The organism is Erwinia sp. AC075, from assembly GCF_979253995.1.
Map to the genome: position 1 here is coordinate 3,711,100 of NZ_CEEDEU010000001.1, position 24,121 is coordinate 3,735,220.

Sequence of the window (24,121 nt, forward strand, 5' to 3'; positions counted from 1 at the left end):
TCGAAAAAATGCACCAGAATAGTGCTCACTCAGCACTCAATAGCACCAAAATGGTGCGCGACTTCCATCATGGTGCAGGTCCCGTATCACGAGAGGGCGCATCATAGCGCTTTTTCAGGTAAATAATAAAGTTGGCATAGATTTCGCTTTATACACTCAAGCGAAGAATGCAGTTTTTCACAACGGTTGATAGCGTGTGAGAGATCTTTATTATCGGATGACAATGCGAGATAAGCAAAGTCCACCTTGAGATCGCTAACCACGACGACAATGACAAAATCCAGGAGAGTTAAGTATGTCCGCTGAACACGTTCTGTCGATGATGAACGAGCACGAAGTCAAATTCGTTGACCTGCGTTTTACCGATACCAAAGGTAAAGAACAGCACGTCACCATTCCTGCTCATCAGGTTAACGCTGACTTCTTCGAAGAAGGCAAAATGTTTGACGGCTCCTCTATTGGTGGCTGGAAAGGCATTAACGAATCAGACATGGTTCTGATGCCAGATGCGACCACCGCTGTGCTGGATCCATTCTTCGAAGATCCTACGCTGATCATCCGTTGTGACATTCTCGAGCCAGGCACCATGCAGGGCTACGATCGTGACCCACGCTCCATCGCAAAGCGCGCTGAAGATTTCCTGCGCTCTTCTGGCATTGCAGACACCGTTCTGTTTGGACCAGAGCCAGAGTTCTTCCTGTTCGATGACATCCGTTTCGGCAGCAGCACCTCCGGTTCCCATGTTGCTATCGACGATATCGAAGCTTACTGGAACAGCGGTAAAGCTTACGAAGGCGGCAACAAAGGTCACCGTCCAGGTCTGAAAGGCGGTTACTTCCCGGTTCCACCTGTCGACTCCTCACAGGACATCCGTTCTGCGATGTGTCTGACCATGGAGCAGATGGGCCTGGTTGTTGAAGCTCACCACCACGAAGTGGCAACCGCGGGTCAGAACGAAGTGGCAACCCGCTTCAACACCATGACCAAAAAAGCTGACGAAATTCAGATCTACAAATACGTTGTTCACAACGTGGCGCACGCCTACGGCAAAACAGCGACCTTTATGCCGAAACCTATGTTCGGTGATAACGGTTCTGGTATGCACTGCCATATGTCACTGTCTAAAGACGGTAACAACCTGTTCGCCGGCGACAAATACGGCGGCCTGTCTGAAATGGCCCTGTTCTACATCGGTGGTGTTATCAAGCACGCTAAAGCGATCAACGCCCTGGCGAACCCAACCACAAACTCTTACAAGCGTCTGGTCCCAGGCTACGAAGCGCCAGTAATGCTGGCTTACTCTGCCCGTAACCGTTCTGCTTCTATCCGTATCCCAGTGGTTGCCAGCCCGAAAGCACGTCGTATCGAAGCGCGCTTCCCTGATCCAGCGGCTAACCCGTACCTGTGCTTCGCTGCACTGCTGATGGCTGGCCTGGACGGCATCATCAACAAGATCCACCCTGGCGATGCGATGGACAAAAACCTATACGACCTGCCGCCGGAAGAAGAAGCTGAGATCCCTAAAGTGGCAGGTTCACTGGACGAAGCGCTGGCAGCACTGAACGAAGACCGCGAGTTCCTGACCCGTGGTGGCGTGTTCACTGACGACGCTATCGAAGCTTACATCGAACTGCGTAAAGCCGAGATGGACCGCGTTCGTATGACGCCACACCCTGTTGAGTTCGAGCTGTACTACAGCGTTTAACAGGTAAGACAGTATTTGTTGCCGTGGAAAATTCCAGCCCATCTCCGGATGGGCTTTTTTCACCACGAATTCATCGTCCGGGAAGACGAATTTCGGGTTTAAGGACTATAATGCACTAAAATGGTGCAGGAGAAGGCTGTATGGCAACAGGCACGCTGCCCGATGCTGGGCAGATTCTCAATTCCCTTATTAACAGTATTTTGTTGGTCGACAGCGAGCTGGTGGTGCATTACGCCAATCCCGCGGCCCAACAACTGTTAGCGCAAAGCTCCCGCAAGCTATTTGGATTACCGCTGCCGGAACTGATGGGATATTTTTCGTTAAATATCGACGTCATGCTTGAGAGTCTGGATGCAGGTCAGGGTTTTACTGACAGTGAAGTGACTTTAGTGGTCGACAGCCGTGCGCATATTATGTCGCTAACCGCACAGCGTCTGCCTGAAGGCTTAATTCTGCTTGAAATGGCCCCGATGGATAATCAGCGCCGTCTCAGTCAGGAACAAATTCAACATGCTCAGCAGGTCGCCGCCCGGGATTTAGTCCGTGGTCTGGCACATGAAATTAAAAACCCGCTGGGAGGATTGCGTGGCGCAGCACAGCTGCTGGCGAAAGCCCTGCCCGATCCGTCATTAACCGAATATACCAAGGTGATCATTGAACAGGCCGACCGCCTGCGCAATCTGGTTGATCGCCTGCTGGGTCCACAGCAGCCGGGTATGCACGTCACGCAGAGTATCCATCAGGTCGCAGAACGCATCGTGAACCTGGTGTCGATGGAGCTGCCCGATAACGTCACGCTGGTGCGGGATTACGATCCCAGCCTGCCTGAACTGCCGCACGATCCGGATCAGATTGAACAAGTCCTGCTGAACGTAGTACGCAACGCGCTTCAGGCGTTGGGTGAAGAAGGCGGCACTATTACTCTTCGTACCCGCACGGCGTTTCAGTTAACGCTGCACGGCGTACGCTATCGCCTGGTGGCCCGCATCGATGTTGAAGATGATGGCCCAGGCATTCCGGCACAACTGCAGGATACGCTGTTTTATCCGATGGTGAGCGGGCGTGAAGGCGGCACAGGTTTAGGCCTGTCGATTGCCCGAAGCCTGATCGATCAGCATTCGGGAAAAATAGAATTTAGCAGTTGGCCCGGTCACACTGAATTTTCGGTATTTCTGCCTATTCGCCAGTGAGGTTTCTATGCAACGAGGGATAGTTTGGATCGTCGATGACGATAGCTCCATCCGCTGGGTGCTTGAACGCGCGCTCACTGGAGCCGGTTTGAACTGCGCCACGTTTGACAGCGCTAATGAGGTGCTGGACGCCCTTGCCAGTAAAACCCCAGACGTTTTACTTTCAGATATTCGCATGCCCGGCATGGATGGCCTGGCGCTGCTGAAACAAATTAAGCAGCGTCATCCGATGCTTCCGGTCATCATAATGACGGCCCACTCCGATCTGGATGCGGCGGTCAGCGCGTATCAGCAGGGTGCGTTTGATTATCTGCCAAAACCGTTTGATATCGATGAGGCCGTTGCGCTGGTAGAACGGGCGATCAGCCATTACCAGGAGCAGCAGCAGCCGCGTAATCAACCGGTTAGCGGCCCTACTACCGACATCATTGGCGAAGCGCCCGCGATGCAGGATGTTTTCCGCATTATTGGACGCCTTTCCCGTTCGTCGATCAGCGTATTGATCAACGGCGAGTCCGGTACCGGTAAAGAGCTGGTCGCCCATGCTCTGCACCGCCACAGCCCGCGGGCAAAAGCGCCATTTATCGCGCTAAACATGGCGGCGATCCCGAAAGACCTGATTGAGTCGGAACTGTTTGGCCATGAGAAAGGCGCATTTACCGGCGCTAATCAAATTCGTCAGGGCCGTTTTGAACAGGCCGACGGCGGCACGCTGTTCCTGGATGAAATCGGCGATATGCCGATGGATGTTCAGACCCGCTTGCTGCGTGTGTTGGCGGATGGTCAGTTCTATCGCGTTGGTGGCTATGCACCGGTGAAAGTGGATGTGCGCATTATTGCGGCAACCCACCAGAACCTGGAGCTGCGGGTACAGGAAGGCAAGTTCCGTGAGGATCTGTTCCACCGCCTGAACGTGATTCGTGTGCACCTGCCGCCATTGCGCGAACGTCGCGAAGATATTCCGCGCCTGGCACGCTATTTCCTGCAGGTTGCGGCACGTGAACTCGGTGTTGAAGCGAAGATCCTGCACCCAGAAACCGAAACGGCCCTCACCCGGCTTCACTGGTCTGGTAACGTTCGTCAGCTTGAGAACACCTGCCGCTGGCTGACCGTTATGGCGGCCGGACAGGAAGTGTTGATTCAGGATCTGCCGTCCGAGCTGTTTGAGACTTCAACGCCTGAAAATCCGGTGCAGTCACTGCCGGACAGCTGGGCAACGTTGTTGGCACAATGGGCCGATCGCGCGCTGCGTTCCGGTCATCAAAACCTGCTGTCAGAAGCGCAACCCGAAATGGAGCGCACGCTGCTGACCACCGCACTGCGTCACACGCAGGGGCACAAGCAGGAAGCCGCACGTTTGCTGGGATGGGGACGAAATACCCTGACCCGTAAGCTGAAAGAGTTGGGAATGGAGTAGCGGATACCGCGAGTCTGTCACCCAAAAAAAAGGCCGGAACAGTATTTGTCCGGCCTTTTTGTTTTCTGGCAATCAGATCACCCGTGAGAATTGCTGCATACGCGCCTTCTGACGCAGGTAGACGTCAAAGCACATACAGACATTCCTGACCAGCAAACGTCCCTTAGCCGTCACCTGAAGGCCCTTCTCGTGGCATTCCACCAGCCCGTCCCTGATGAACGGAGCTAACAGCGCCAGATCTTCGGCAAAATAGTCGCTAAAGGACCGTTCACCGCTCTCAAAGTCAGCAAAATTGAGCGCGAAATTGCACATCAGCGTTTTAATCACGTCCCGACGCAGGCAATCATCAGCCGACAGCGCCACACCCCGCCATAACGCCGTGTGATTTTCAGCCACGGCGGCATACCAGGATTTCAGCTCTTTTTCATTTTGCGCATACGTGTCACCAAGCATGCTGATGGCTGAAACGCCCATGCCCAGTAAATCACTGTCGCCCTGCGTGGTGTAGCCCTGGAAATTGCGGTGCAGCTTCCCTTCCCGCTGCGCGACGGCCAACTCATCGTCAGGGCGGGCAAAGTGGTCCATGCCAATAAACTGGTAGCCCGCGCCGGTCAGCATGGCGATTGACTGCTGCAGGATATCCATTTTTTGCTGAGCATTCGGCAAATCAGCCTCTTTGATTTTGCGCTGTGCGGCAAACAAGGCCGGCATGTGCGCGTAGTTAAACACGCTAAGCCGATCGGGGTTCAACGCGATGACTTTCTGCAGGGTGAAGGCAAAACTCTCTGGCGTCTGTGCCGGCAGGCCGTAGATCAGGTCCAGACTGACGGAAGCAAAGCCAACCTGACGGGCACGCGCGATAAGATCGACGATCACCTGTTCATCCTGAACCCGGTTCACCTTCTCCTGCACCGTTTTGTTGAAGTCCTGCACGCCCATGCTCAGGCGGTTGAAGCCTGCCGCATGCAGATGGTCCAACACATCCAGTTCGATTTCTCGCGGGTCGACCTCAATCGACAGCTCGGCGTCTTCACTGAAGGTAAAAGCCTGCCGCAGCAGGGTGATCAGGCGGGTTATCTGCTGCTTATTTAAATACGTTGGTGTGCCGCCGCCCCAGTGCATCTGGCTGACGGTGCGGCCACGAAATAATTTGGCGCGAGACTGAATTTCGCTCGCCAGCGCATCCAGATAGGCATCCGCCTTGTGCTGCTGACGCGTGACCAGCTTGTTGCAGCCGCAGAAATAACACAGCCGATGGCAGAACGGGATGTGAACATACAGGGACAGAGGACGATCGGGATAGCGTTGCGCTGCCTGCTGAAAAGCCGCTTCGTTGTACTGCTCGGTAAATTCCAGCGCGGTGGGATAGGAGGTATAACGGGGACCGGAGATATTGTAGGTCTGGATCAGGCGTTGATCCCATTCAATCATCTGCGTCACGGTATTCACTCCTGCGTTGGCGTCTGGATGCCGACCGTCGGGTGAAAGGGGTGTGCCTGGCAGACTGGCGGACGGTCGCTCGGTGCAGTTGGGTTTTCAACCGCGAAAGACGACGTAGTTTAACGAATAACCCGCCAAGGCTGCAGAGCATAATCAGCACGAAAATTGATCCAGGCCAATTCATTCGCAGAGAAACCTTTTAAAAGGGCAGCGCAATACTGCGCCACCTCAATTTTACCCAATAACGCAGAAAGGTTACTGGCCGCCTTTCAGCAAGCGGTACATATCTTCTTCCGCCTGCTCATCTTCCGCACCGTCGTCCAGCGCGATGCCAAGCTCTTCCATCAGCACGTCGATACGGTCAAGCGTCTGGTCCAGCCAGGCCTGATCTTCTGCTGACAGCGTCTCGCCTTTTTCCAGGCGATCCAGCAGGGTGTCCAGACGTTCGTCATTCTCCAGCTTCGCCAGCTCTTCTTCCGGAGACAGAAGGACTTTTTTCTCTTCTACAGGTTTAGCGACTTTAGCCACTTTCTTCGCGGGCTGAGCGTCTGCAGTCACCGGACCCAGGGCAATGGGCTTTTTGCTGCCAATGCGCGGATCTTTGCTGACGGCGCTTTCGCCGCTCTTCTTGTTAACGGTGACCGGATTAGCACGGCTGCCGGAGGCATTGCCGCGATGCTTCTTGTCGCGCTTACGATCGCGCGCTTCCGCGTTGGATTCATCACGCGTTTTACGCTGGGTTTTTGCTGCCGGTTTCTTATCCTGTGGCGCGCGTGCGGGTTGCTTCATGTTTTCTGCTCTCAGACGATTTATATTCAGTATAGAATTGCGGCGGAATCTAGCAGAAAGCAGACAAAGAAAAAAGGCGCCAGGTCACCCTGTCGCCTTTTTTCGCACCTTCCGCAGAAGGACTGACTAGGTCAGCATCCTTTTGAGCAGCCAACATCCCGGTTTTCCATTGCCTGGGAGTCCCGTCCTGGACTCGATCCTTTCCATGTTGTGTTGAAAATCCCAACACGCTCCTTCCCTGCTCCACACCGTCCTGGCGCCCATGAGCACATCATCCTGAAGAGAACCGTCCGGGTTCTGCCAATTACTTTAGACTAAATGGTCAAACTGACAAGGGAGGTGCCACAACAAAATTCTTTTCGGAAAGTCATAAGTTTATATAACAGATTGTTATTAAATGTTTTATTAGTTTTATTTAGCGTGAAAAAGAGGAAGCTTCTGGCAAATCTAATAGCCAATCTCCTACAAAATCCCGGCCGTAAAAAGGTCGGTTGGGCGCTTTCATTCTATACAGGGTATACTCTGCGCAATTGACCTTATTATCTGGAGTTTTTATTTTGTCTGGCTGGAATTATCACGTTACCCATTTTGTCACCAGTGCCCCTGACATTCGTCACCTTCCAGCCGATACCGGACTTGAAGTGGCTTTTGCCGGTCGTTCCAACGCGGGCAAATCCAGCGCACTGAATACGCTGACCAATCAAAAAAGCCTGGCACGTACCAGTAAAACCCCAGGCCGTACCCAGCTGATCAACCTTTTCCAGGTTGCTGAAGGCTATCGTCTGGTCGACTTACCGGGCTATGGTTATGCAGAAGTACCGGAAGAGATGAAGCTGAAGTGGCAGAGAGCGCTGGCAGAATATCTGCACGATCGTCAGTGTCTGAAGGGCCTGGTGGTGCTGATGGATATCCGCCATCCGCTGAAGGACCTGGATCAGCAGATGATCCTGTGGGCAGTGCAGAGCGGCATTCAGGTGCTGGTGCTGTTGACCAAGGCCGACAAACTGGCTTCTGGCGCACGCAAAGCGCAGCTGAATGCGGTGCGTGAAACAGCCAAAGGGTTCATTGGGGATGTTCGGGTAGAGATGTTCTCTTCACTGAAGAAAATTGGCGTTGATAAACTGAGCGATCAGTTAAATACGTGGTTTAGCGAACTTCCGCCAGCAGTAGAAGACGAAGAACAAGAAGCGCCTGCAGAGTAAGATTCCCGCCCTGGGGCCAGATAGCGCCCAATAAAAAACGCCCCAGTCATAACGACTGGGGCGGCTAAAATATTCAGCCAAATCCGATTACGTGAAGTAAAAGGTTTGAAAGATAGAACATCTTACCTCTGTACCCTACAACTGAAACTCTACAGGATTTTTTCGGCCCTCAAAAGGGTTTTTTGTAGTTAATTTTCAGAAAACACCGGGTGTTATCCAACTCAGGTCACAGAAACCGCCCTTGCCTGTAGCTTAATTACAAAAAAAATGCTTCCAGGATAACTGCTTAGGTGAAATTCTGAACGGTGGTTGGCCCAAAGGTTCAGGCGTACAGCGGAACTAAAGCATTTTCTTATGGATAAAAAATGAGACTGAATTTGCTATAAAATCAGTCTCATCCGTGGGCATCCGGAAAATTAGTGCGCCTGTTCCCAGTTATCGCCAACGCCGACATCCACCTGCAGAGGAACGTCGAGTTTCATGCTGTTTTCCATCAGATCGCGAATTTTCGCCGTGGCCGCCTCCACTTCAGAGGTTTTCACTTCGAAGACCAGTTCATCGTGTACCTGCATGATCATTTTCACGTCCGGTGCTGACTGCGGCGTTAACCAACCATCGACCGCAATCATCGCCTTTTTGATAATGTCAGCCGCCGTGCCCTGCATTGGCGCATTGATTGCTGCGCGTTCGGCCGCCTTACGGCGCATTGCATTACTGGCATTGATATCCGGCAAATAGAGACGTCGGCCATCCAGCGTTGAGACATAGCCTTTTTCAGCGGCCTGCTGGCGGGTGCTTTCCATATACTCCAACACGCCAGGATAGCGTTCAAAGTACAGATCCATATACTTCTTCGCTTCACCTGCACCAATATTCAGCTGACGGGAGAGGCCAAAGGCGCTCATGCCATATATCAGGCCAAAGTTGATCGCTTTCGCGCTGCGGCGCTGTTCGCCGGTGACTTTATCCAGCGCCATGCCAAAGACTTCGGCAGCCGTCGCACGGTGAATATCCTTGCCTTCAGCAAAGGCGCTCAACAAGCCCTTATCCTGTGACAGGTGAGCCATGATGCGCAGCTCAATTTGAGAATAGTCAGCGGCGACAATCTTATGGCCTTTGGAAGCAATGAAAGCCTGACGAATGCGGCGACCTTCTTCGTTCCTCACCGGAATGTTCTGCAGGTTGGGATCGGTAGAAGAGAGTCGGCCGGTGGCCGTGACCGCCTGATGATAAGAGGTATGCACGCGTCCGGTGATAGGATTAATCATCAACGGCAGCTTGTCAGTGTAGGTCGACTTCAGCTTGGCTAAGCCACGGTTCTCCAGGATCACCTTCGGCAAAGGATAATCCAGCGCCAGCTCAGCAAGGACTTCCTCACTGGTAGACGGCGCGCCGCCAGGCGTTTTCTTGGTTGGCTTGATGCCCTGCTTCTCAAAGAGAATGGTCTGCAGCTGCTTTGGCGAAGAGAGGTTAAACGGCTCACCCGCCAGTTCATGGGCTTTTTGCTCTAGCTCTGCCAGACGAATGGTCAGCTCTTTCGAATGGGCGGCCAGAATCCCCTGATCGATCAACACCCCATTACGCTCAATGCGCGAGATCACCGTCAGCAGCGGCATTTCGATGTTTTCGAACACCTCCTTCGGCCCCTGCTCTTTCTCCAGTTCTGGCCACATCTTCAGGTGGAGCTGGAGCGTTACGTCGGCATCTTCGGCAGCATAATGCGCGGCCTGTTCCAGATCGATCTGGTTAAAGGTCAGCTGCTTTTTGCCTTTGCCGGCAATCTCCTCAAAGGAGACCGTTTTATGGTTCAGCCAGCGTGATGAGAGCGTATCCATATCATGACGGCTCCCCACGCTGCTCAGCGCGTACGACTCCAGCATGGTGTCGAACTTGATGCCCTGTAATTCGATGTCGTAGTTCTTCAGCACGCCGCGATCGTATTTCAGGTTCTGTCCCACCTTCAGCAACGCCGGATCTTCCAGCAGCGGCTTGAGGCGCTCCAGCACGCTGTTGCGATCCAGCTGGGCTGGCGCATCCAGATAATCATGCGCCACGGGAAGATAGGCGGCTTTGCCTGGCTCAATGGCGAAGGAAATCCCCACGATATTGGCGCTCAGCGTATCCAGCGAGTCGGTTTCCAGATCGAACGCAAACAGTGAACTGGTCTTGAGTTGCTTCAGCCAGCTTTCGAAGGTCTCTTCATCCAGAATAGTGACATAGCCTTCGGCAGAGAGCGTACTGGTGGTTTCGACCTGTTCTTCAACCTGTTCAACCAGCGCTTTCTGCGCGGCAGGATGACTCTTTTTACCCTGTAGCCACTTTCCTTCTTCCAGGTCGGTGATCCAGCGTTTGAACTCATATTCGCGGAACAGGCCCAGTAACTCTTCCACCGCCGGCTCATTCACCGTCAGCTGTTCACTGGTCAGATCTAATTCCACATCCGTTTTAATGGTCGCCAGCTGATAAGAGAGCAGCGCCATCTCTTTATTTTGCTCCAGCTTGGCGGCCATGGTTTTTGCCCCACGGAACGTCAGTTCAGCGACCTTATCCAGGTTGGCATAGATATCTTTAATTCCGCCCAGCCCCTGCAGCAGTGCCTGAGCCGTTTTCTCGCCCACGCCCGGTACGCCGGGAATGTTATCGGATGCGTCGCCCATCAGCGCGAGGAAGTCGATGATTAATTCAGGCGGAATGCCATATTTCTCCACCACTTCGTCAGGGCCGAGGATCGCATTGTTCATGGTGTTGATAAGGGTGATATCTGGCGTTACCAGCTGCGCCATATCTTTATCGCCAGTGCTGATTAATACCGGCTTGCCTTTTTTACCGGCTTCCAGCGCCAGCGTACCGATGACGTCATCGGCTTCCACGCCACTGACGGCCAGTAGAGGCAAGCCCATCGCTCTGACCATATTATGCAAGGGCTCGATCTGCGCTCGCAGGTCGTCCGGCATCGGTGGGCGGTGGGATTTATAGGCTTCGAAAAGCTCATCGCGGAAGGTTTTGCCTTTGGCATCAAAAACCACGGCTACATGGCTGGGCTTATATTGCAGCAGCAGGCTGCGCAACATATTCAGCACACCGTACATCGCGCCGGTAGGTTTTCCTGCGCTGTTGGTCAGCGGAGGGAACGCGTGGTATGCGCGATAGAGGTAAGAAGAGCCATCTACCAGAATCAGCGGGTTTTCTGCAATTTGTGCCATAAGTCGTCACGTTCTTCGTTGGTTTTTTCAATGCGGTAAGGATGCCACAGCTGAGGACGAAAGTTGAAATAACCTGACGGATAAACTTCATTTGGCTGTTGATTTTGCGGGAGGTGACGCAGTAATAAGCTGTGGATAAGTTTGTGCGTAAAAATGATCCCGGTTTTTCATACGTAGAATAAAATGCCGGCATAAAAACAAAAAAAACCTGTTTTCAATAAGTTAAATTTATTCACCAGGAATAACTTCAGGTTTCACGGAATGAATTATATGTGGATATTAATTATTGCCTTTGCCGATCGCACAGGATCTCTGCCTTTTAATCAGGATCTTTTCAACATGTTTATTCCGTGGAGAAACCCGAGCCGGCAGTTGAAAACAACAACGCCGGCATTACGCCGGCGTTGCAGACTGACGTGAATTACTTCTGAGTCAGCAGGAACTTCACTACGTTGGCATATTGCTGAACATAGTTGTCCATTGAGCTGGTATCCAGGCCACCGTTGTTAACCATATATTTGCCGTTAACAAACATCGCCGGAACGCCCTGCAGCTGTACATCGGCTGCCGCTTTTTCCTGCTGGGCTACCAGAGATTTCACGACGAAGCTGTTCCAGGCGCCGTCATAAGCTTCTGGCGTAATACCTGCCGCTTTAACGAAGACATCTTTCAGGCTTGCTGCATCAGTGATGGTCTGCGTTTTCTGGATGCCATCAAAGATTGGCGCGGTAACTTTATCTTCCACGCCCAGAGCCATTGCAACAGCCCAGGCCTGAGTCACGGTTTTACCCATCTCGCCACCCAGGAACTCGACGTGATATTTGGTCACTTTGGTGTCAGCAGGCAGGGCTTTCTTCACTGCATCGCTAACATGCCAGACGTGTTCAAACTCATAGCAGTGAGGGCAGAAGAAAGAGAAGAACTCGAGAACCTGAGGTTCGCCAGCGACGGGTTTTTGCATCGTCACGTATTGCTGGCCATCCGTAAACTGGGCTGCTGACGCACTGAAGGCCAAAACCAGACCAACCAGCGCAAACCAAATCTTTTTCATCGTGAAACTCTCTCCTAACAGCAAATGGGGCAAACCGGAAAAGACGGTCAGCCTTAGAATGCGGGCGTCAGCTGTAGCGGGGGCTCCTGCAACAACCTTGCCTGCTCGTTAAATAGTGAAATCTGCCTGCGCCAGAAATCTTCATCCGTCATCCATGGAAAACTTGCAGGAAATGCAGGGTCTTGCCAGCGGCGAACAACCCACGCCAGATAATAAACCATCCGCATAGCGCGTAAAGGTTCAATAAGTGACAATTCGTGTGTATCGAACTCGCAGAATTCACTGTAAGCCTCTAACAGAATATCCCACTGCAGGCGTTGTTCCTGTTGATCCCCGTTAATTAACATCCATAAATCCTGCACGGCGGGGCCATTGCGGGCATCATCGAGGTCAACAAAGAACGGGCCATCACGCCAGAGGATATTGCCCGGATGGCAGTCACCATGCAGGCGTAAAGGCTGCCACTGAGTATGCCAGTATTTTTGTAAAGTTGTGCCTATCAGCCGCACGCTGGCCAATAACGGCTCCTTCAACTTACGGGGGATTAACGTACTGGCTTCAAAGACCTGAAGCGGTTCGTTGATGTATTCGTCCAGCCCCAGGGTAGGACGAACAGCAAAGGTGCTTTTGCGGCCCGTCTGATGGATACGACCAAGGAAGCGTCCTACCCATTCCAGATGGTCATAATTGTCCGTTTCATACTGACGACCACCCAGGCTTGGGAATACGGTGTAAAGGTAACCATTATGCTGATGGAGGGTTTTTCCCTGTAATTGCAGCGGCGCTGCGACCGGAACCTCATCAGCAAACAGTTCTGCAGTGAACTGATGTTCTTCCAGAATCTGCTGCTGTGACCAACGTTGTGGGCGATAAAACTTCACCACATAGCGGGTTTTGTCTTCATCTGAGAACTGATAGACCCGGTTTTCATAGCTGTTCAGGGCAGTCAGCCCTGATTCCACACGGATCCCGGTCTCCCAGAGCGCATCAAGGATGGTATCGGGATCAAGATGTTGAAAGTTAAACGCGGGTTCTTTCATCCGGGATGCTCATGGCGTGAATTAGCCGTTAAGAATACCATTAAACGCAGCAGGCTACGGGAGACTGCGGGGAATTAATCTTTAATGACTCCTCTGGCACGCAGCAGCGCGGTCTTAAAATCCTCTTCATAATCTTTTTTCAGACCTGGGATCTGCTCATCTTTATCGGTACCGCGCATTTTCAGGTGATAGATCAGAATATCGTCTGTCAGATCGCCTATTGGGCCGCTAAAACCTGACTCAGACGCCAGTTTCTGCAAAAATTGCATCAGATTAAGGTCGGGTTCTTTCTGCCATTCAGGCTGAAGAAGAGAAATCAGTTCATTAAGACGGTGGCATTTCATGACAGGGTTCCTTAAGGTCGACAGAGGACGCCAGGTTACCAGCTTTAATCCCACATGAAAAGAGGGGTATTGTGGCGCATGACTCAACCAGTGAAGTATAGAGTAGAGGATGTCAGCGGCGTGATTCTGGCCGGAGGGAGAGGTTCCAGGATGCAGGGCGAGGATAAAGGGTTGGTGATGCTGAATGGCAAGCCGCTGTATCAGCATGTGCTGGCGATCCTGCAGCCGCAGGTTGCGGAGGTCTGTATCAGTGCCAATCGTCATCATCAGCGCTATCAGGAAAGTGGTTGCGAGGTTTTTGCCGATACTTTTACCGGATTTGCGGGTCCGCTGGCAGGCATGTTGGCCGCTTTGCAGCGAATCAGCACCGATTGGGCCGTTTTTGCCTCCTGTGATACGCCCTTCCTTTCAACAAATCTGGTCAGTCAGCTTTGGCAGGGAAAAAATGCCGAGGCAAAAGCAGCCTGGGTGAGATGTGCTGAACGCGATCATCCCACACTGGCGTTAGTTCACCGGAGTCTGGCGCCTCAGCTGGAAGAATATTTGCAGCGTGGCGACCGCAAGTTGATGGTTTTCCTGAAAGAAGTGGGCGGTACAGCGGTTAATTTCGACAACCAGCAGGCGTTTATTAATCTTAATACGCCTGAAGATCTCGCTTCATTTCAGGGTAAGCGCTGAATTTAGAGGCGTCGTGCGGCAGCACGGCGTCTTTTTTTGTCTGGTTTTTGGGTGGTTTTGGGGGTTTTGGGGTAGTTTGGGATTTTAGTGGCGGGTTTTGGCCGTTATCAGGCGGGCCTGCTGTGGGTTTTTGCTTTTTACGCACACAAAAAAGCCCCATGCTTTCGCATGAGGCTTGTCTGCTTAATTGATGCCTGGCAGTTCCCTACTCTCGCATGGGGAGACCCCACACTACCATCGGCGCTACGGCGTTTCACTTCTGAGTTCGGCATGGGGTCAGGTGGGACCACCGCGCTAAAGCCGCCAGGCAAATTCTGTTATTCACGCCGCCATAGGGCCGCGCAAATTTATCCGGTTCAAGCTGAAAATATCTGTTCGTGTCTCTCAGACACCACCAGAACGCTTCTGGTGTTGTAAGGTTAAGCCTCACGGGTCATTAGTACCGGTTAGCTCAACGCATCGCTGCGCTTACACACCCGGCCTATCAACGTCGTAGTCTTCAACGTCCCTTCAGGGGCCTTAAAGGCCCAGGGAAGATTCATCTCGAGGCAAGTTTCGCGCTTAGATGCTTTCAGCGCTTATCTTTTCCGCACTTAGCTACCGGGCAATGCCATTGGCATGACAACCCGAACACCAGTGGTGCGTTCACTCCGGTCCTCTCGTACTAGGAGCAACCCCTCTCAATCTTCCAGCGCCCACGGCAGATAGGGACCGAACTGTCTCACGACGTTCTAAACCCAGCTCGCGTACCACTTTAAACGGCGAACAGCCGTACCCTTGGGACCTACTTCAGCCCCAGGATGTGATGAGCCGACATCGAGGTGCCAAACACCGCCGTCGATATGAACTCTTGGGCGGTATCAGCCTGTTATCCCCGGAGTACCTTTTATCCGTTGAGCGATGGCCCTTCCATTCAGAACCACCGGATCACTATGACCTGCTTTCGCACCTGCTCGAGCCGTCACTCTCGCAGTCAAGCTAGCTTATGCCATTGCACTAACCTCACGATGTCCGACCGTGATTAGCTAACCTTCGTGCTCCTCCGTTACTCTTTAGGAGGAGACCGCCCCAGTCAAACTACCCACCAGACACTGTCCCCACGCCGGATCACGGCGCCAGGTTAGAACATCAAACGTTAAAGGGTGGTATTTCAAGGTTGGCTCCACGCAGACTGGCGTCCACGCTTCAAAGCCTCCCACCTATCCTACACATCAAGGTTCAATATTCAGTGTCAAGCTATAGTAAAGGTTCACGGGGTCTTTCCGTCTTGCCGCGGGTACACTGCATCTTCACAGCGAGTTCAATTTCACTGAGTCTCGGGTGGAGACAGCCTGGCCATCATTACGCCATTCGTGCAGGTCGGAACTTACCCGACAAGGAATTTCGCTACCTTAGGACCGTTATAGTTACGGCCGCCGTTTACCGGGGCTTCGATCAAGAGCTTCTCCTTGCGGATAACCCCATCAATTAACCTTCCGGCACCGGGCAGGCGTCACACCGTATACGTCCACTTTCGTGTTTGCACAGTGCTGTGTTTTTAATAAACAGTTGCAGCCAGCTGGTATCTTCGACTGGCTTCAGCTCCGGGAGCAAGTCCCTTCACCTACGCGCCAGCGTGCCTTCTCCCGAAGTTACGGCACCATTTTGCCTAGTTCCTTCACCCGAGTTCTCTCAAGCGCCTTGGTATTCTCTACCTGACCACCTGTGTCGGTTTGGGGTACGATTCCGTGTTACCTGATGCTTAGAGGCTTTTCCTGGAAGCAGGGCATTTGTTACTTCAGCACCGTAGTGCCTCGTCATCACACCTCAGCGTTAAAAAGAGTCCGGATTTACCTAAACTCTCCGCCTACATGCTTAAACCGGGACAACCGTCGCCCGGCTAACATAGCCTTCTCCGTCCCCCCTTCGCAGTAACACCGAGTACAGGAATATTAACCTGTTTCCCATCGACTACGCCTTTCGGCCTCGCCTTAGGGGTCGACTCACCCTGCCCCGATTAACGTTGGACAGGAACCCTTGGTCTTCCGGCGAGCGGGCTTTTCACCCGCTTTATCGTTACTTATGTCAGCATTCGCACTTCTGATACCTCCAGCAGACCTCACAGTCCACCTTCGACGGCTTACAGAACGCTCCCCTACCCAACAACGCATAAGCGTCGCTGCCGCAGCTTCGGTGCATGGTTTAGCCCCGTTACATCTTCCGCGCAGGCCGACTCGACCAGTGAGCTATTACGCTTTCTTTAAATGATGGCTGCTTCTAAGCCAACATCCTGGCTGTCTGTGCCTTCCCACATCGTTTCCCACTTAACCATGACTTTGGGACCTTAGCTGGCGGTCTGGGTTGTTTCCCTCTTCACGACGGACGTTAGCACCCGCCGTGTGTCTCCCGTGATAACATTCTTCGGTATTCGCAGTTTGCATCGGGTTGGTAAGCCGGGATGGCCCCCTAGCCGAAACAGTGCTCTACCCCCGAAGATGAGTTCACGAGGCGCTACCTAAATAGCTTTCGGGGAGAACCAGCTATCTCCCGGTTTGATTGGCCTTTCACCCCCAGCCACAAGTCATCCGCTAATTTTTCAACATTAGTCGGTTCGGTCCTCCAGTTAGTGTTACCCAACCTTCAACCTGCCCATGGCTAGATCACCGGGTTTCGGGTCTATACCCTGCAACTTAACGCCCAGTTAAGACTCGGTTTCCCTTCGGCTCCCCTATACGGTTAACCTTGCTACAGAATATAAGTCGCTGACCCATTATACAAAAGGTACGCAGTCACACCACGAAGGTGCTCCCACTGCTTGTACGTACACGGTTTCAGGTTCTGTTTCACTCCCCTCGCCGGGGTTCTTTTCGCCTTTCCCTCACGGTACTGGTTCACTATCGGTCAGTCAGGAGTATTTAGCCTTGGAGGATGGTCCCCCCATATTCAGACAGGATGTCACGTGTCCCGCCCTACTCATCGAACTCACAGCAAGTGCATTTTTGTGTACGGGAGTATCACCCTGTACCCTGCGACTTTCCAGACGCTTCCACTAATGCACAAACTGATTCAGGTTCTGGGCTGTTCCCCGTTCGCTCGCCGCTACTGGGGGAATCTCGGTTGATTTCTTTTCCTCTGGGTACTTAGATGTTTCAGTTCCCCAGGTTCGCCTTGCAACACTATGTATTCATGTTGCAATGATGCACCAAAGTGCACCGGGTTTCCCCATTCGGGTATCGTCGGTTATTACGGTTCATATCACCTTACCGACGCTTATCGCAGATTAGCACGCCCTTCATCGCCTCTGACTGCCTAGGCATCCACCGTGTACGCTTAGTCACTTAACCTCACAACCCACAAGCGTCCCGAAAGACACGTGCTGTTGTAAGCATTTGAGAGACTCGAACATATCGTTGATTTCATTCTTATTACGGAGAATGAAAACGACATGTCGTTTCAATTTTCAGCTTGTTCCGGATTGTTAAAGAGCAAATATCTCAAACGTGACTCGTCCTTGCGGAGAGAATCAGTTTTGAGATACGGGTTGATAATGTCTTTCACTCATTATCAGGAGATGGCGTCCCCAAGGGGATTCGAACCCCTGTTACAGCCGTGAAAGGGCAGTGTCCTGGGCCTCTAGACGATGGGGACTCTGTTACTGTTGCTCATTACGTTTTCTATCAGACAATCTGTTGTGGACACTACGCGGGAGAGTATCTTCAGGTAAGGAGGTGATCCAACCGCAGGTTCCCCTACGGTTACCTTGTTACGACTTCACCCCAGTCATGAATCACAAAGTGGTAAGCGCCCTCCCGAAGGTTAAGCTACCTACTTCTTTTGCAACCCACTCCCATGGTGTGACGGGCGGTGTGTACAAGGCCCGGGAACGTATTCACCGTAGCATTCTGATCTACGATTACTAGCGATTCCGACTTCACGGAGTCGAGTTGCAGACTCCGATCCGGACTACGACGCACTTTGTGAGGTCCGCTTGCTCTCGCGAGTTCGCTTCTCTTTGTATGCGCCATTGTAGCACGTGTGTAGCCCTGGCCGTAAGGGCCATGATGACTTGACGTCATCCCCACCTTCCTCCGGTTTGTCACCGGCAGTCTCCTTTGAGTTCCCGACATTACTCGCTGGCAACAAAGGATAAGGGTTGCGCTCGTTGCGGGACTTAACCCAACATTTCACAACACGAGCTGACGACAGCCATGCAGCACCTGTCTCACGGTTCCCGAAGGCACTAAGGCATCTCTGCCGAATTCCGTGGATGTCAAGGCCAGGTAAGGTTCTTCGCGTTGCATCGAATTAAACCACATGCTCCACCGCTTGTGCGGGCCCCCGTCAATTCATTTGAGTTTTAACCTTGCGGCCGTACTCCCCAGGCGGTCGACTTAACGCGTTAGCTCCGGAAGCCACGCCTCAAGGGCACAACCTCCAAGTCGACATCGTTTACGGCGTGGACTACCAGGGTATCTAATCCTGTTTGCTCCCCACGCTTTCGCACCTGAGCGTCAGTCTTTGTCCAGGGGGCCGCCTTCGCCACCGGTATTCCTCCAGATCTCTACGCATTTCACCGCTACACCTGGAATTCTACCCCCCTCTACAAGACTCTAGCCTGCCAGTTTCAAATGCAGTTCCCAGGTTAAGCCCGGGGATTTCACATCTGACTTGACAGACCGCCTGCGTGCGCTTTACGCCCAGTAATTCCGATTAACGCTTGCACCCTCCGTATTACCGCGGCTGCTGGCACGGAGTTAGCCGGTGCTTCTTCTGCGGGTAACGTCAATCGATAAGGTTATTAACCTTATCGCCTTCCTCCCCGCTGAAAGTACTTTACAACCCGAAGGCCTTCTTCATACACGCGGCATGGCTGCATCAGGCTTGCGCCCATTGTGCAATATTCCCCACTGCTGCCTCCCGTAGGAGTCTGGACCGTGTCTCAGTTCCAGTGTGGCTGGTCATCCTCTCAGACCAGCTAGGGATCGTCGCCTAGGTGAGCCATTACCCCACCTACTAGCTAATCCCATCTGGGCACATCCGATGGTGTGAGGCCCGAAGGTCCCCCACTTTGGTCCGAAGACGTTATGCGGTATTAGCTACCGTTTCCAGTAGTTATCCCCCTCCATCAGGCAGTTTCCCAGACATTACTCACCCGTCCGCCACTCGTCACCCGAGAGCAAGCTCTCTGTGCTACCGTTCGACTTGCATGTGTTAGGCCTGCCGCCAGCGTTCAATCTGAGCCATGATCAAACTCTTCAATTAAAAGTTCGATTTGCTGAAACAAGTTCAGCGGTGCTCAAGTGTAAAACGTCATAATGAATTTCATTATGTGTTCACTCTTAAGGCTTGATATTTTTTTGCGCCTTGCGGCGCTGATATCAATCCTGCGAGTGCCCACACAGATTGTCTGATAAATTGTTAAAGAGCGTTGCGGTAAGTGCCTTAGCGCCTTACTGCGAGGTGGCGTATATTACGCTTTCCTCCTTCAGAGTCAACTTCTTTTTGGGAAGTTTTTCTCCGGCGATTCAGCTTCCTAAACCTCTGACCCGGTGACTCGTAAGCCGTTGTTCCGTGTCAGTGGAGGCGCATTATAGGGAATTCCTGGAAGGCCGCAAGTGTTTCTCAACAAAAAAGATCTGACCGCCTCTTTTTTCACCAAAAGGTGAAAAAACACCCGTCTTACGCTGTTTTTAGCAGCTAAATGGCCTTTAAAAGCCCTTTTGCCCTTCCTGTAACCAGGTCAGCTGATGCTATTCTTTATGCATTGCAGGTTTGCCCTGCCAGCATTGAACATTAAAAAGGATGCTAAATGATAAAATCCGCGCGCAGTATGGCCGGACTTCCGTGGATCGCCGCCATGGCCTTCTTTATGCAGGCGCTGGATGCCACGATACTGAACACCGCCCTTCCCGCAATCGCCCAAAGTCTCAACCGCTCTCCGCTGGCGATGCAGTCCGCCGTCATCAGCTACACCTTAACGGTTGCCCTGCTTATTCCCGTCAGCGGCTGGCTGGCCGATCGCTACGGCACCCGCAAAGTCTTTATCGTCGCTGTCTCACTGTTTACCCTCGGCTCTCTCGCCTGCGCACTCTCGGGGTCGTTAACCTCACTGGTTGCTTTCAGGGTGGTGCAGGGTGTCGGCGGCGCGATGATGATGCCGGTAGCACGCCTTGCCCTGTTAAGGGCTTACCCACGGAGCGAGCTGCTGCCGGTACTCAATTTCGTCACCATGCCCGGACTGATTGGCCCGGTACTGGGGCCGATGCTGGGTGGCGTGCTGGTGACCTATGCCACCTGGCACTGGATCTTCCTGATTAATATCCCGATGGGAATTGCCGGCATCATCTATGCCCGCAAATATATGCCGGACTTCACCACGCCACGCCGCCGCTTCGATTTCCTGGGCTTTTTGCTGTTCGGGATTGGGCTGGTGCTGCTTTCGAGCGGAATAGAGCTGTTTGGCGAGAAGATCGTTGCCACCAGCATTGCGCTGGCGGTCACGCTGGGCGGCGTTCTGTTACTTCTTCTCTATATAGTGCACGCAAGACGCCACCCTACGCCGCTCATCCCGTTGCCGATGTTTAAAACCCGCACTTTCTCGGTAGGCATACTGGGCAATATCGCCGCACGCCTCGGGACGGGGTGCATTCCTTTCCTGATGCCGTTGATGCTGCAGGTTGGCTTTGGTTACTCGGCGATCCTGGCAGGCTGCATGATGGCACCGACCGCGTTAGGTTCGATTATGGCCAAGTCGATGGTGACGCAGGTGCTGCGCTGGTTTGGCTACCGCAAAACCCTGGTATGGATTAGCGTGATCATCGGCGTGCTGGTTGCCAGCTTCGCCTTACAAACGCCGGGGATGAGCCTGCTGGTGCTCCTGCTGCCGCTGTTTGTTCTGGGGATGGGGATGTCGACACAGTTCACCGCCATGAACACCATCACACTGGCGGATCTTAATGATGCCAACGCCAGCAGCGGCAACAGTATGCTGGCCGTGACCCAACAGCTGGCGATCAGCTTCGGGGTGGCGGTCAGTGCCGCCGTGCTGCGATTCTATGAAAACTTTGATGGCACCACCGTTCAGCACTTCCATGCCACGTTCCTGACGATGGGTGTGGTCACGGTGATCTCAGGATCGGTGTTTTTGATGTTGAAACCCGGCGACGGAAGGCATCTGATCAGCAACCGGGAGAAAAAGAAGAAAGCCGCTTAACGCTCCCCGACGGATCCACGCTCGACCAGTTCCGGTGTCAGCACCAGCAGTTGCTGGCTGCCACCGGGCTCGGCCAGACGATGCAGCAGCGTATCAATGGCCAACTCGCCCAGTTCATCTTTCGGCTGATGGATGGTGGTCAGCGGCGGGGTCATATAGCGGGCCAGCTCGATATCGTCATAGCCGATCACCGCAATGTCCTGCGGCACCGACAGTCCCGCCTGATACAACGCATGATAAACCCCAACCGCCATCGCATCGTTGCTGGTAAACACCGCCTGCGGCAGCGGATTAAGCGCCAGCAGTTGGTTCATCGCATTGTAGCCGCCCTCAAACTCCAGATCGCCAGCGACGATATAGCCTGGCAGCACCGGTAGACCTGCCTGTTCCATCGCCTGATGAAATCCCTCAAGGCGTAATCGGGCCGGCGTTTTATCCTGCGGTCCGGCGATACAGGCAATACGCGTATACCCCCGGGAGATAAGATGCCGGGTGGCCATTTCGCCGCCCAGCAGCGAGTTATCCTGAATAATGTCGCTGCCACCGTCAAAAGGGGACCAGTCCATCATCACGGAAGGGATAGAAGGATAGCGCGTCAGGATCTCAACCGACGGAATATGGCTTTCGGTACACATGATTAACAGCCCGTCGACACGCTTTTGCAACAGCGTCTCCAGACTGCGGTTCATGCGGTTTTCATCGCCATCGGTATTGCACAGCACCAGACTGTAGCCGCGCTCATAACAGCTTCTTTCGACGCCACGCACCACTTCCGAATAGAACGGGTTGCTGCTGGCGGTCAGCAGCATCCCGATGGTGCGGGTCTGGTTAAGCTTCAGGCTTCGTGCCAGGGCGGATGGCGCATAGTTAAGTTGCGAAATCGCCGTGGTCACTTTTTCCCGCACCGCGTCACTGACAAAGCGGTTGTTGTTGATCACATGGGAAACGGTGGACGTTGAAACGCCCGCCAGCCGTGCGACATCTTTCATGGTGGCCAAGTGCTACCCCTGCTGCTGCAAGAAGCTGTCGGTCTCGTGACGCCAGGGCACCGAAGGCTGCGCACCGGATCGCGTGACTGAAATCGCGGCCGCGGCGTGGGCAAAGCGCACGGCCTGCGCCATCGGCTGTTCGTCCAGTAAGGCGGTAATCAACGCGCCGTTAAAGGTATCGCCTGCGGCGATGGTATCGACCGCATCCACCTTAAAGCCGGCAATGCGCTGCCCGTCGCCCTGCTCACTGAGCCACACGCCGCGACTGCCCAGCGTAATCAGCACGCTGTGGATACCTTTATCATGCAGAACCGCCGCCGCACGGGCTGCATCCTCATCGCTGTCGATATGGACGCCCGTCAGGATCTCGGCTTCGGTTTCATTGGGGGTGATCATATCCACCAGCGCCAGAAGCTCATCGGACAGCGGCGTGGCAGGCGCGGGATTGAGGATCACTTTGGTCTGATGCTGATGGGCGATTTTGGCGGCCGCCAGCACGCTATCAAGCGGAGACTCAAGCTGCATCAGTAACGCGCCAGCCTCAGCGATCGTTTTTTGGTGCTTGATGACAATGGCTGGCGTCAACGCCGCGTTGGCACCCGAATGGATGGCGATACTGTTTTCGCCTTCGGCATTGACGAAAATCAGCGCCACGCCGGTGGAGTCACCCGCAATCACTTCGACAGGAGAAACATCAATGTTGTCTTTATTCAGCTGCTCGCGAATACGCTGACCAATATCGTCTTCACCCACACAGGCGATAAACGCGATGTCAGCGCCGCTGCGTCCGGCCGCGACCGCCTGATTGGCCCCTTTGCCGCCGAAAGCGATTTGATAATGCTTGCCGATCACCGTTTCACCGGGACGAGGAAAGGTGTTCAGGTTAAGGATGTGATCTGCGTTGATACTGCCAAGGACAGCCAGCTTACCGGGTGTTTTCATCAGGGTGTCGTCCAGAAAAAGGCGCCACCTGCAGGAGGTGGCGCGTGTCGTGCTGAATTATTTAGTGACCAGTTTCAGATCAACCGGGTTGATTGCCTGAACCTTCTGGCCCTTCAGCACTTTATCAGCGGTATCCACGCCGATAACGCCGATCTGCTCTGGCTGCTGCGCCACGGTCGCGGCCAGCTTGCCACCTTCAACCGCCTTCACGCCATCGGCGGTGCCGTCAAAGCCAACCACCAGAACATCAGATTTGCCTGCGGTTTGCAATGCACGCATCGCGCCCAGCGCCATTTCATCATTCTGCGCGAAGACGGCCTGCACATCAGGATGCGCGGTCAGCAGGTTTTGCATCACGTTCAGGCCTTTAGTGCGGTCGAAATCAGCGGGCTGGCTGGCAAGGATCTGGAAGTGGTGCGCATCGGCCGCGGTTTTGAAGCCTTCCCCACGTTCACGGGCAGCCGAGGTACCGGCAATACCGGCCAGCTCGATGATTTTGGCGTTATCGCCCAGTTTTTTGGCAAGGTAGTCACCGGCCATTTTACCGCCGAAACGGTTATCCGAAGCGACGTGGCTCACCACTTTGCCCTGGGAAGCCACGCGGTCGAGGGTGATCACCGGGATATTCGCCTGGTTCGCCATCTTCACGGCATTGCCCACCGCGTCTGAATCGGTAGGGTTGATCAGCAGCAGTTTGGTGCCGCGAACGGTCAGGTCCTGCACGTTAGCCAGCTCTTTCGCCGGGTTGTTCTGTGAATCCAGCACCACCAGGTTGTAGCCCAGCTTATCCGCTTCTTTCTGTGCGCCATCTTTTAAGGAGACGAAGAACGGATTATTCAGTGTGGAAACCACCAGCGCGATGGTGTCTTTTGCCAGCGCGTTTGCGCTGACGGTTACGCCGAGCAGAACAGCAAGTGCAGTCAGTTTCATTTTCATCAT

16 protein-coding genes, 1 tRNA gene and 3 rRNA genes are annotated in these 24,121 nt (G+C 53.5%); 6 read left to right on the top strand and 14 right to left on the bottom strand.

Features of this window, described 5'->3' with window-relative positions:
- Positions 1 to 295: 295 nt before the first annotated feature.
- The 3 genes from glnA to glnG all read left to right on the top strand — a co-directional run bounded on the left by glnA (position 296) and on the right by glnG (position 4,312).
- Entirely contained in the window at positions 296 to 1,705 is a 1,410-nt protein-coding gene (glnA, locus tag AC0IXH_RS17465) for a glutamate--ammonia ligase (RefSeq protein WP_013200072.1), read from the top strand.
- A gap of 140 nt (positions 1,706 to 1,845) precedes the next feature.
- Complete coding sequence (gene glnL / locus AC0IXH_RS17470) at positions 1,846 to 2,895, top strand: nitrogen regulation protein NR(II) (protein WP_053145234.1); 1,050 nt, start codon at positions 1,846 to 1,848, stop codon at positions 2,893 to 2,895.
- A gap of 7 nt (positions 2,896 to 2,902) precedes the next feature.
- A complete protein-coding gene (gene glnG, locus AC0IXH_RS17475) occupies positions 2,903 to 4,312 on the top strand; it encodes a nitrogen regulation protein NR(I) (protein WP_013200070.1) in 1,410 nt (469 codons plus the stop codon).
- Between the two features lie 72 nt (positions 4,313 to 4,384).
- Here the strand turns inward: glnG and hemN are convergent, their stop codons facing one another.
- Together hemN and yihI are read right to left on the bottom strand one after the other, a co-directional pair.
- Positions 4,385 to 5,743, bottom strand: a complete 1,359-nt coding sequence (gene hemN, locus AC0IXH_RS17480; RefSeq protein ID WP_134824838.1) for an oxygen-independent coproporphyrinogen III oxidase — start codon at positions 5,741 to 5,743, stop codon at positions 4,385 to 4,387.
- Between the two features lie 264 nt (positions 5,744 to 6,007).
- A complete protein-coding gene (yihI, locus tag AC0IXH_RS17485) occupies positions 6,008 to 6,541 on the bottom strand; it encodes a Der GTPase-activating protein YihI (protein ID WP_013200068.1) in 534 nt (177 codons plus the stop codon).
- Positions 6,542 to 7,098: 557 nt separating this feature from the next.
- Here yihI and yihA point away from each other — a divergent pair.
- Entirely contained in the window at positions 7,099 to 7,743 is a 645-nt protein-coding gene (gene yihA, locus AC0IXH_RS17490) for a ribosome biogenesis GTP-binding protein YihA/YsxC (protein ID WP_471720765.1), read from the top strand.
- A gap of 73 nt (positions 7,744 to 7,816) precedes the next feature.
- On the opposite strand, the gene spfP is transcribed toward yihA, so the two are convergent.
- The 5 genes from spfP to AC0IXH_RS17515 all read right to left on the bottom strand — a co-directional run bounded on the left by spfP (position 7,817) and on the right by AC0IXH_RS17515 (position 13,381).
- Positions 7,817 to 7,864 carry a small protein SpfP gene (gene spfP, locus AC0IXH_RS17495; RefSeq protein WP_441316268.1) on the bottom strand — a complete coding sequence of 16 codons (48 nt, stop codon included), beginning with the start codon at positions 7,862 to 7,864 and terminating at the stop codon, positions 7,817 to 7,819.
- 295 nt (positions 7,865 to 8,159) lie between these two features.
- Positions 8,160 to 10,946, bottom strand: coding sequence for a DNA polymerase I (gene polA, locus AC0IXH_RS17500; RefSeq protein WP_471720766.1), 2,787 nt, complete (start codon positions 10,944 to 10,946; stop codon positions 8,160 to 8,162).
- A gap of 421 nt (positions 10,947 to 11,367) precedes the next feature.
- On the bottom strand, positions 11,368 to 11,997 hold the full coding sequence (dsbA, locus tag AC0IXH_RS17505; RefSeq protein WP_013200065.1) for a thiol:disulfide interchange protein DsbA: 630 nt from the start codon (positions 11,995 to 11,997) through the stop codon (positions 11,368 to 11,370).
- A gap of 53 nt (positions 11,998 to 12,050) precedes the next feature.
- The gene (locus AC0IXH_RS17510) at positions 12,051 to 13,037 is read right to left on the bottom strand and encodes a serine/threonine protein kinase (RefSeq protein WP_106382008.1); all 987 of its coding nucleotides are present in this window, start codon (positions 13,035 to 13,037) and stop codon (positions 12,051 to 12,053) included.
- Positions 13,038 to 13,111: 74 nt separating this feature from the next.
- Positions 13,112 to 13,381, bottom strand: a complete 270-nt coding sequence (locus tag AC0IXH_RS17515) for a YihD family protein (protein WP_013200063.1) — start codon at positions 13,379 to 13,381, stop codon at positions 13,112 to 13,114.
- Between the two features lie 90 nt (positions 13,382 to 13,471).
- On the opposite strand from AC0IXH_RS17515, the gene mobA reads away from it, so the two are divergent.
- Positions 13,472 to 14,059, top strand: coding sequence for a molybdenum cofactor guanylyltransferase MobA (gene mobA / locus AC0IXH_RS17520; RefSeq protein WP_471720767.1), 588 nt, complete (start codon positions 13,472 to 13,474; stop codon positions 14,057 to 14,059).
- Positions 14,060 to 14,251: 192 nt separating this feature from the next.
- On the opposite strand, the gene rrf is transcribed toward mobA, so the two are convergent.
- From rrf to AC0IXH_RS17540, 4 genes are all read right to left on the bottom strand, one after another.
- A 5S ribosomal RNA gene (rrf, locus tag AC0IXH_RS17525) occupies positions 14,252 to 14,367 on the bottom strand.
- Positions 14,368 to 14,474: 107 nt separating this feature from the next.
- Positions 14,475 to 17,382, bottom strand: a 23S ribosomal RNA gene (locus tag AC0IXH_RS17530).
- Between the two features lie 228 nt (positions 17,383 to 17,610).
- A tRNA-Glu gene (locus AC0IXH_RS17535) sits at positions 17,611 to 17,686 on the bottom strand.
- Positions 17,687 to 17,759: 73 nt separating this feature from the next.
- Positions 17,760 to 19,300: ribosomal RNA gene (locus AC0IXH_RS17540) — 16S ribosomal RNA — on the bottom strand.
- The 16S, 23S and 5S rRNA genes sit together here with 1 tRNA gene alongside, the layout of an rRNA operon.
- A gap of 547 nt (positions 19,301 to 19,847) precedes the next feature.
- Here AC0IXH_RS17540 and mdtD point away from each other — a divergent pair.
- Positions 19,848 to 21,251, top strand: coding sequence for a multidrug transporter subunit MdtD (mdtD, locus tag AC0IXH_RS17545; protein WP_013200061.1), 1,404 nt, complete (start codon positions 19,848 to 19,850; stop codon positions 21,249 to 21,251).
- Here the strand turns inward: mdtD and rbsR are convergent.
- From rbsR to rbsB, 3 genes are read right to left on the bottom strand one after another with little or no spacing between them, the layout of a single operon-like run.
- Positions 21,248 to 22,249: a ribose operon transcriptional repressor RbsR gene (gene rbsR, locus AC0IXH_RS17550; protein ID WP_013200060.1), complete on the bottom strand. Its 1,002-nt coding sequence runs from the start codon at positions 22,247 to 22,249 to the stop codon at positions 21,248 to 21,250. The two genes, mdtD and rbsR, sit on opposite strands and share 4 nt — an antisense overlap.
- A gap of 3 nt (positions 22,250 to 22,252) precedes the next feature.
- On the bottom strand, positions 22,253 to 23,182 hold the full coding sequence (gene rbsK, locus AC0IXH_RS17555; RefSeq protein WP_013200059.1) for a ribokinase: 930 nt from the start codon (positions 23,180 to 23,182) through the stop codon (positions 22,253 to 22,255).
- Positions 23,183 to 23,239: 57 nt separating this feature from the next.
- Positions 23,240 to 24,118, bottom strand: a complete 879-nt coding sequence (gene rbsB / locus AC0IXH_RS17560; protein WP_053141027.1) for a ribose ABC transporter substrate-binding protein RbsB — start codon at positions 24,116 to 24,118, stop codon at positions 23,240 to 23,242.
- Positions 24,119 to 24,121: the final 3 nt, after the last annotated feature.

Coding starts and splice junctions, on each gene's coding strand:
- glnA (WP_013200072.1), top strand. CDS start 296: ATGTCCGCTGAACACGTTCTGTCGATGATGAACGAGCACGAAGTCAAA.
- glnL (WP_053145234.1), top strand. CDS start 1,846: ATGGCAACAGGCACGCTGCCCGATGCTGGGCAGATTCTCAATTCCCTT.
- glnG (WP_013200070.1), top strand. CDS start 2,903: ATGCAACGAGGGATAGTTTGGATCGTCGATGACGATAGCTCCATCCGC.
- hemN (WP_134824838.1), bottom strand. CDS start 5,743: ATGATTGAATGGGATCAACGCCTGATCCAGACCTACAATATCTCCGGT.
- yihI (WP_013200068.1), bottom strand. CDS start 6,541: ATGAAGCAACCCGCACGCGCGCCACAGGATAAGAAACCGGCAGCAAAA.
- polA (WP_471720766.1), bottom strand. CDS start 10,946: ATGGCACAAATTGCAGAAAACCCGCTGATTCTGGTAGATGGCTCTTCT.
- dsbA (WP_013200065.1), bottom strand. CDS start 11,997: ATGAAAAAGATTTGGTTTGCGCTGGTTGGTCTGGTTTTGGCCTTCAGT.
- AC0IXH_RS17510 (WP_106382008.1), bottom strand. CDS start 13,037: ATGAAAGAACCCGCGTTTAACTTTCAACATCTTGATCCCGATACCATC.
- AC0IXH_RS17515 (WP_013200063.1), bottom strand. CDS start 13,381: ATGAAATGCCACCGTCTTAATGAACTGATTTCTCTTCTTCAGCCTGAA.
- mdtD (WP_013200061.1), top strand. CDS start 19,848: ATGATAAAATCCGCGCGCAGTATGGCCGGACTTCCGTGGATCGCCGCC.
- rbsK (WP_013200059.1), bottom strand. CDS start 23,182: ATGAAAACACCCGGTAAGCTGGCTGTCCTTGGCAGTATCAACGCAGAT.
- rbsB (WP_053141027.1), bottom strand. CDS start 24,118: ATGAAAATGAAACTGACTGCACTTGCTGTTCTGCTCGGCGTAACCGTC.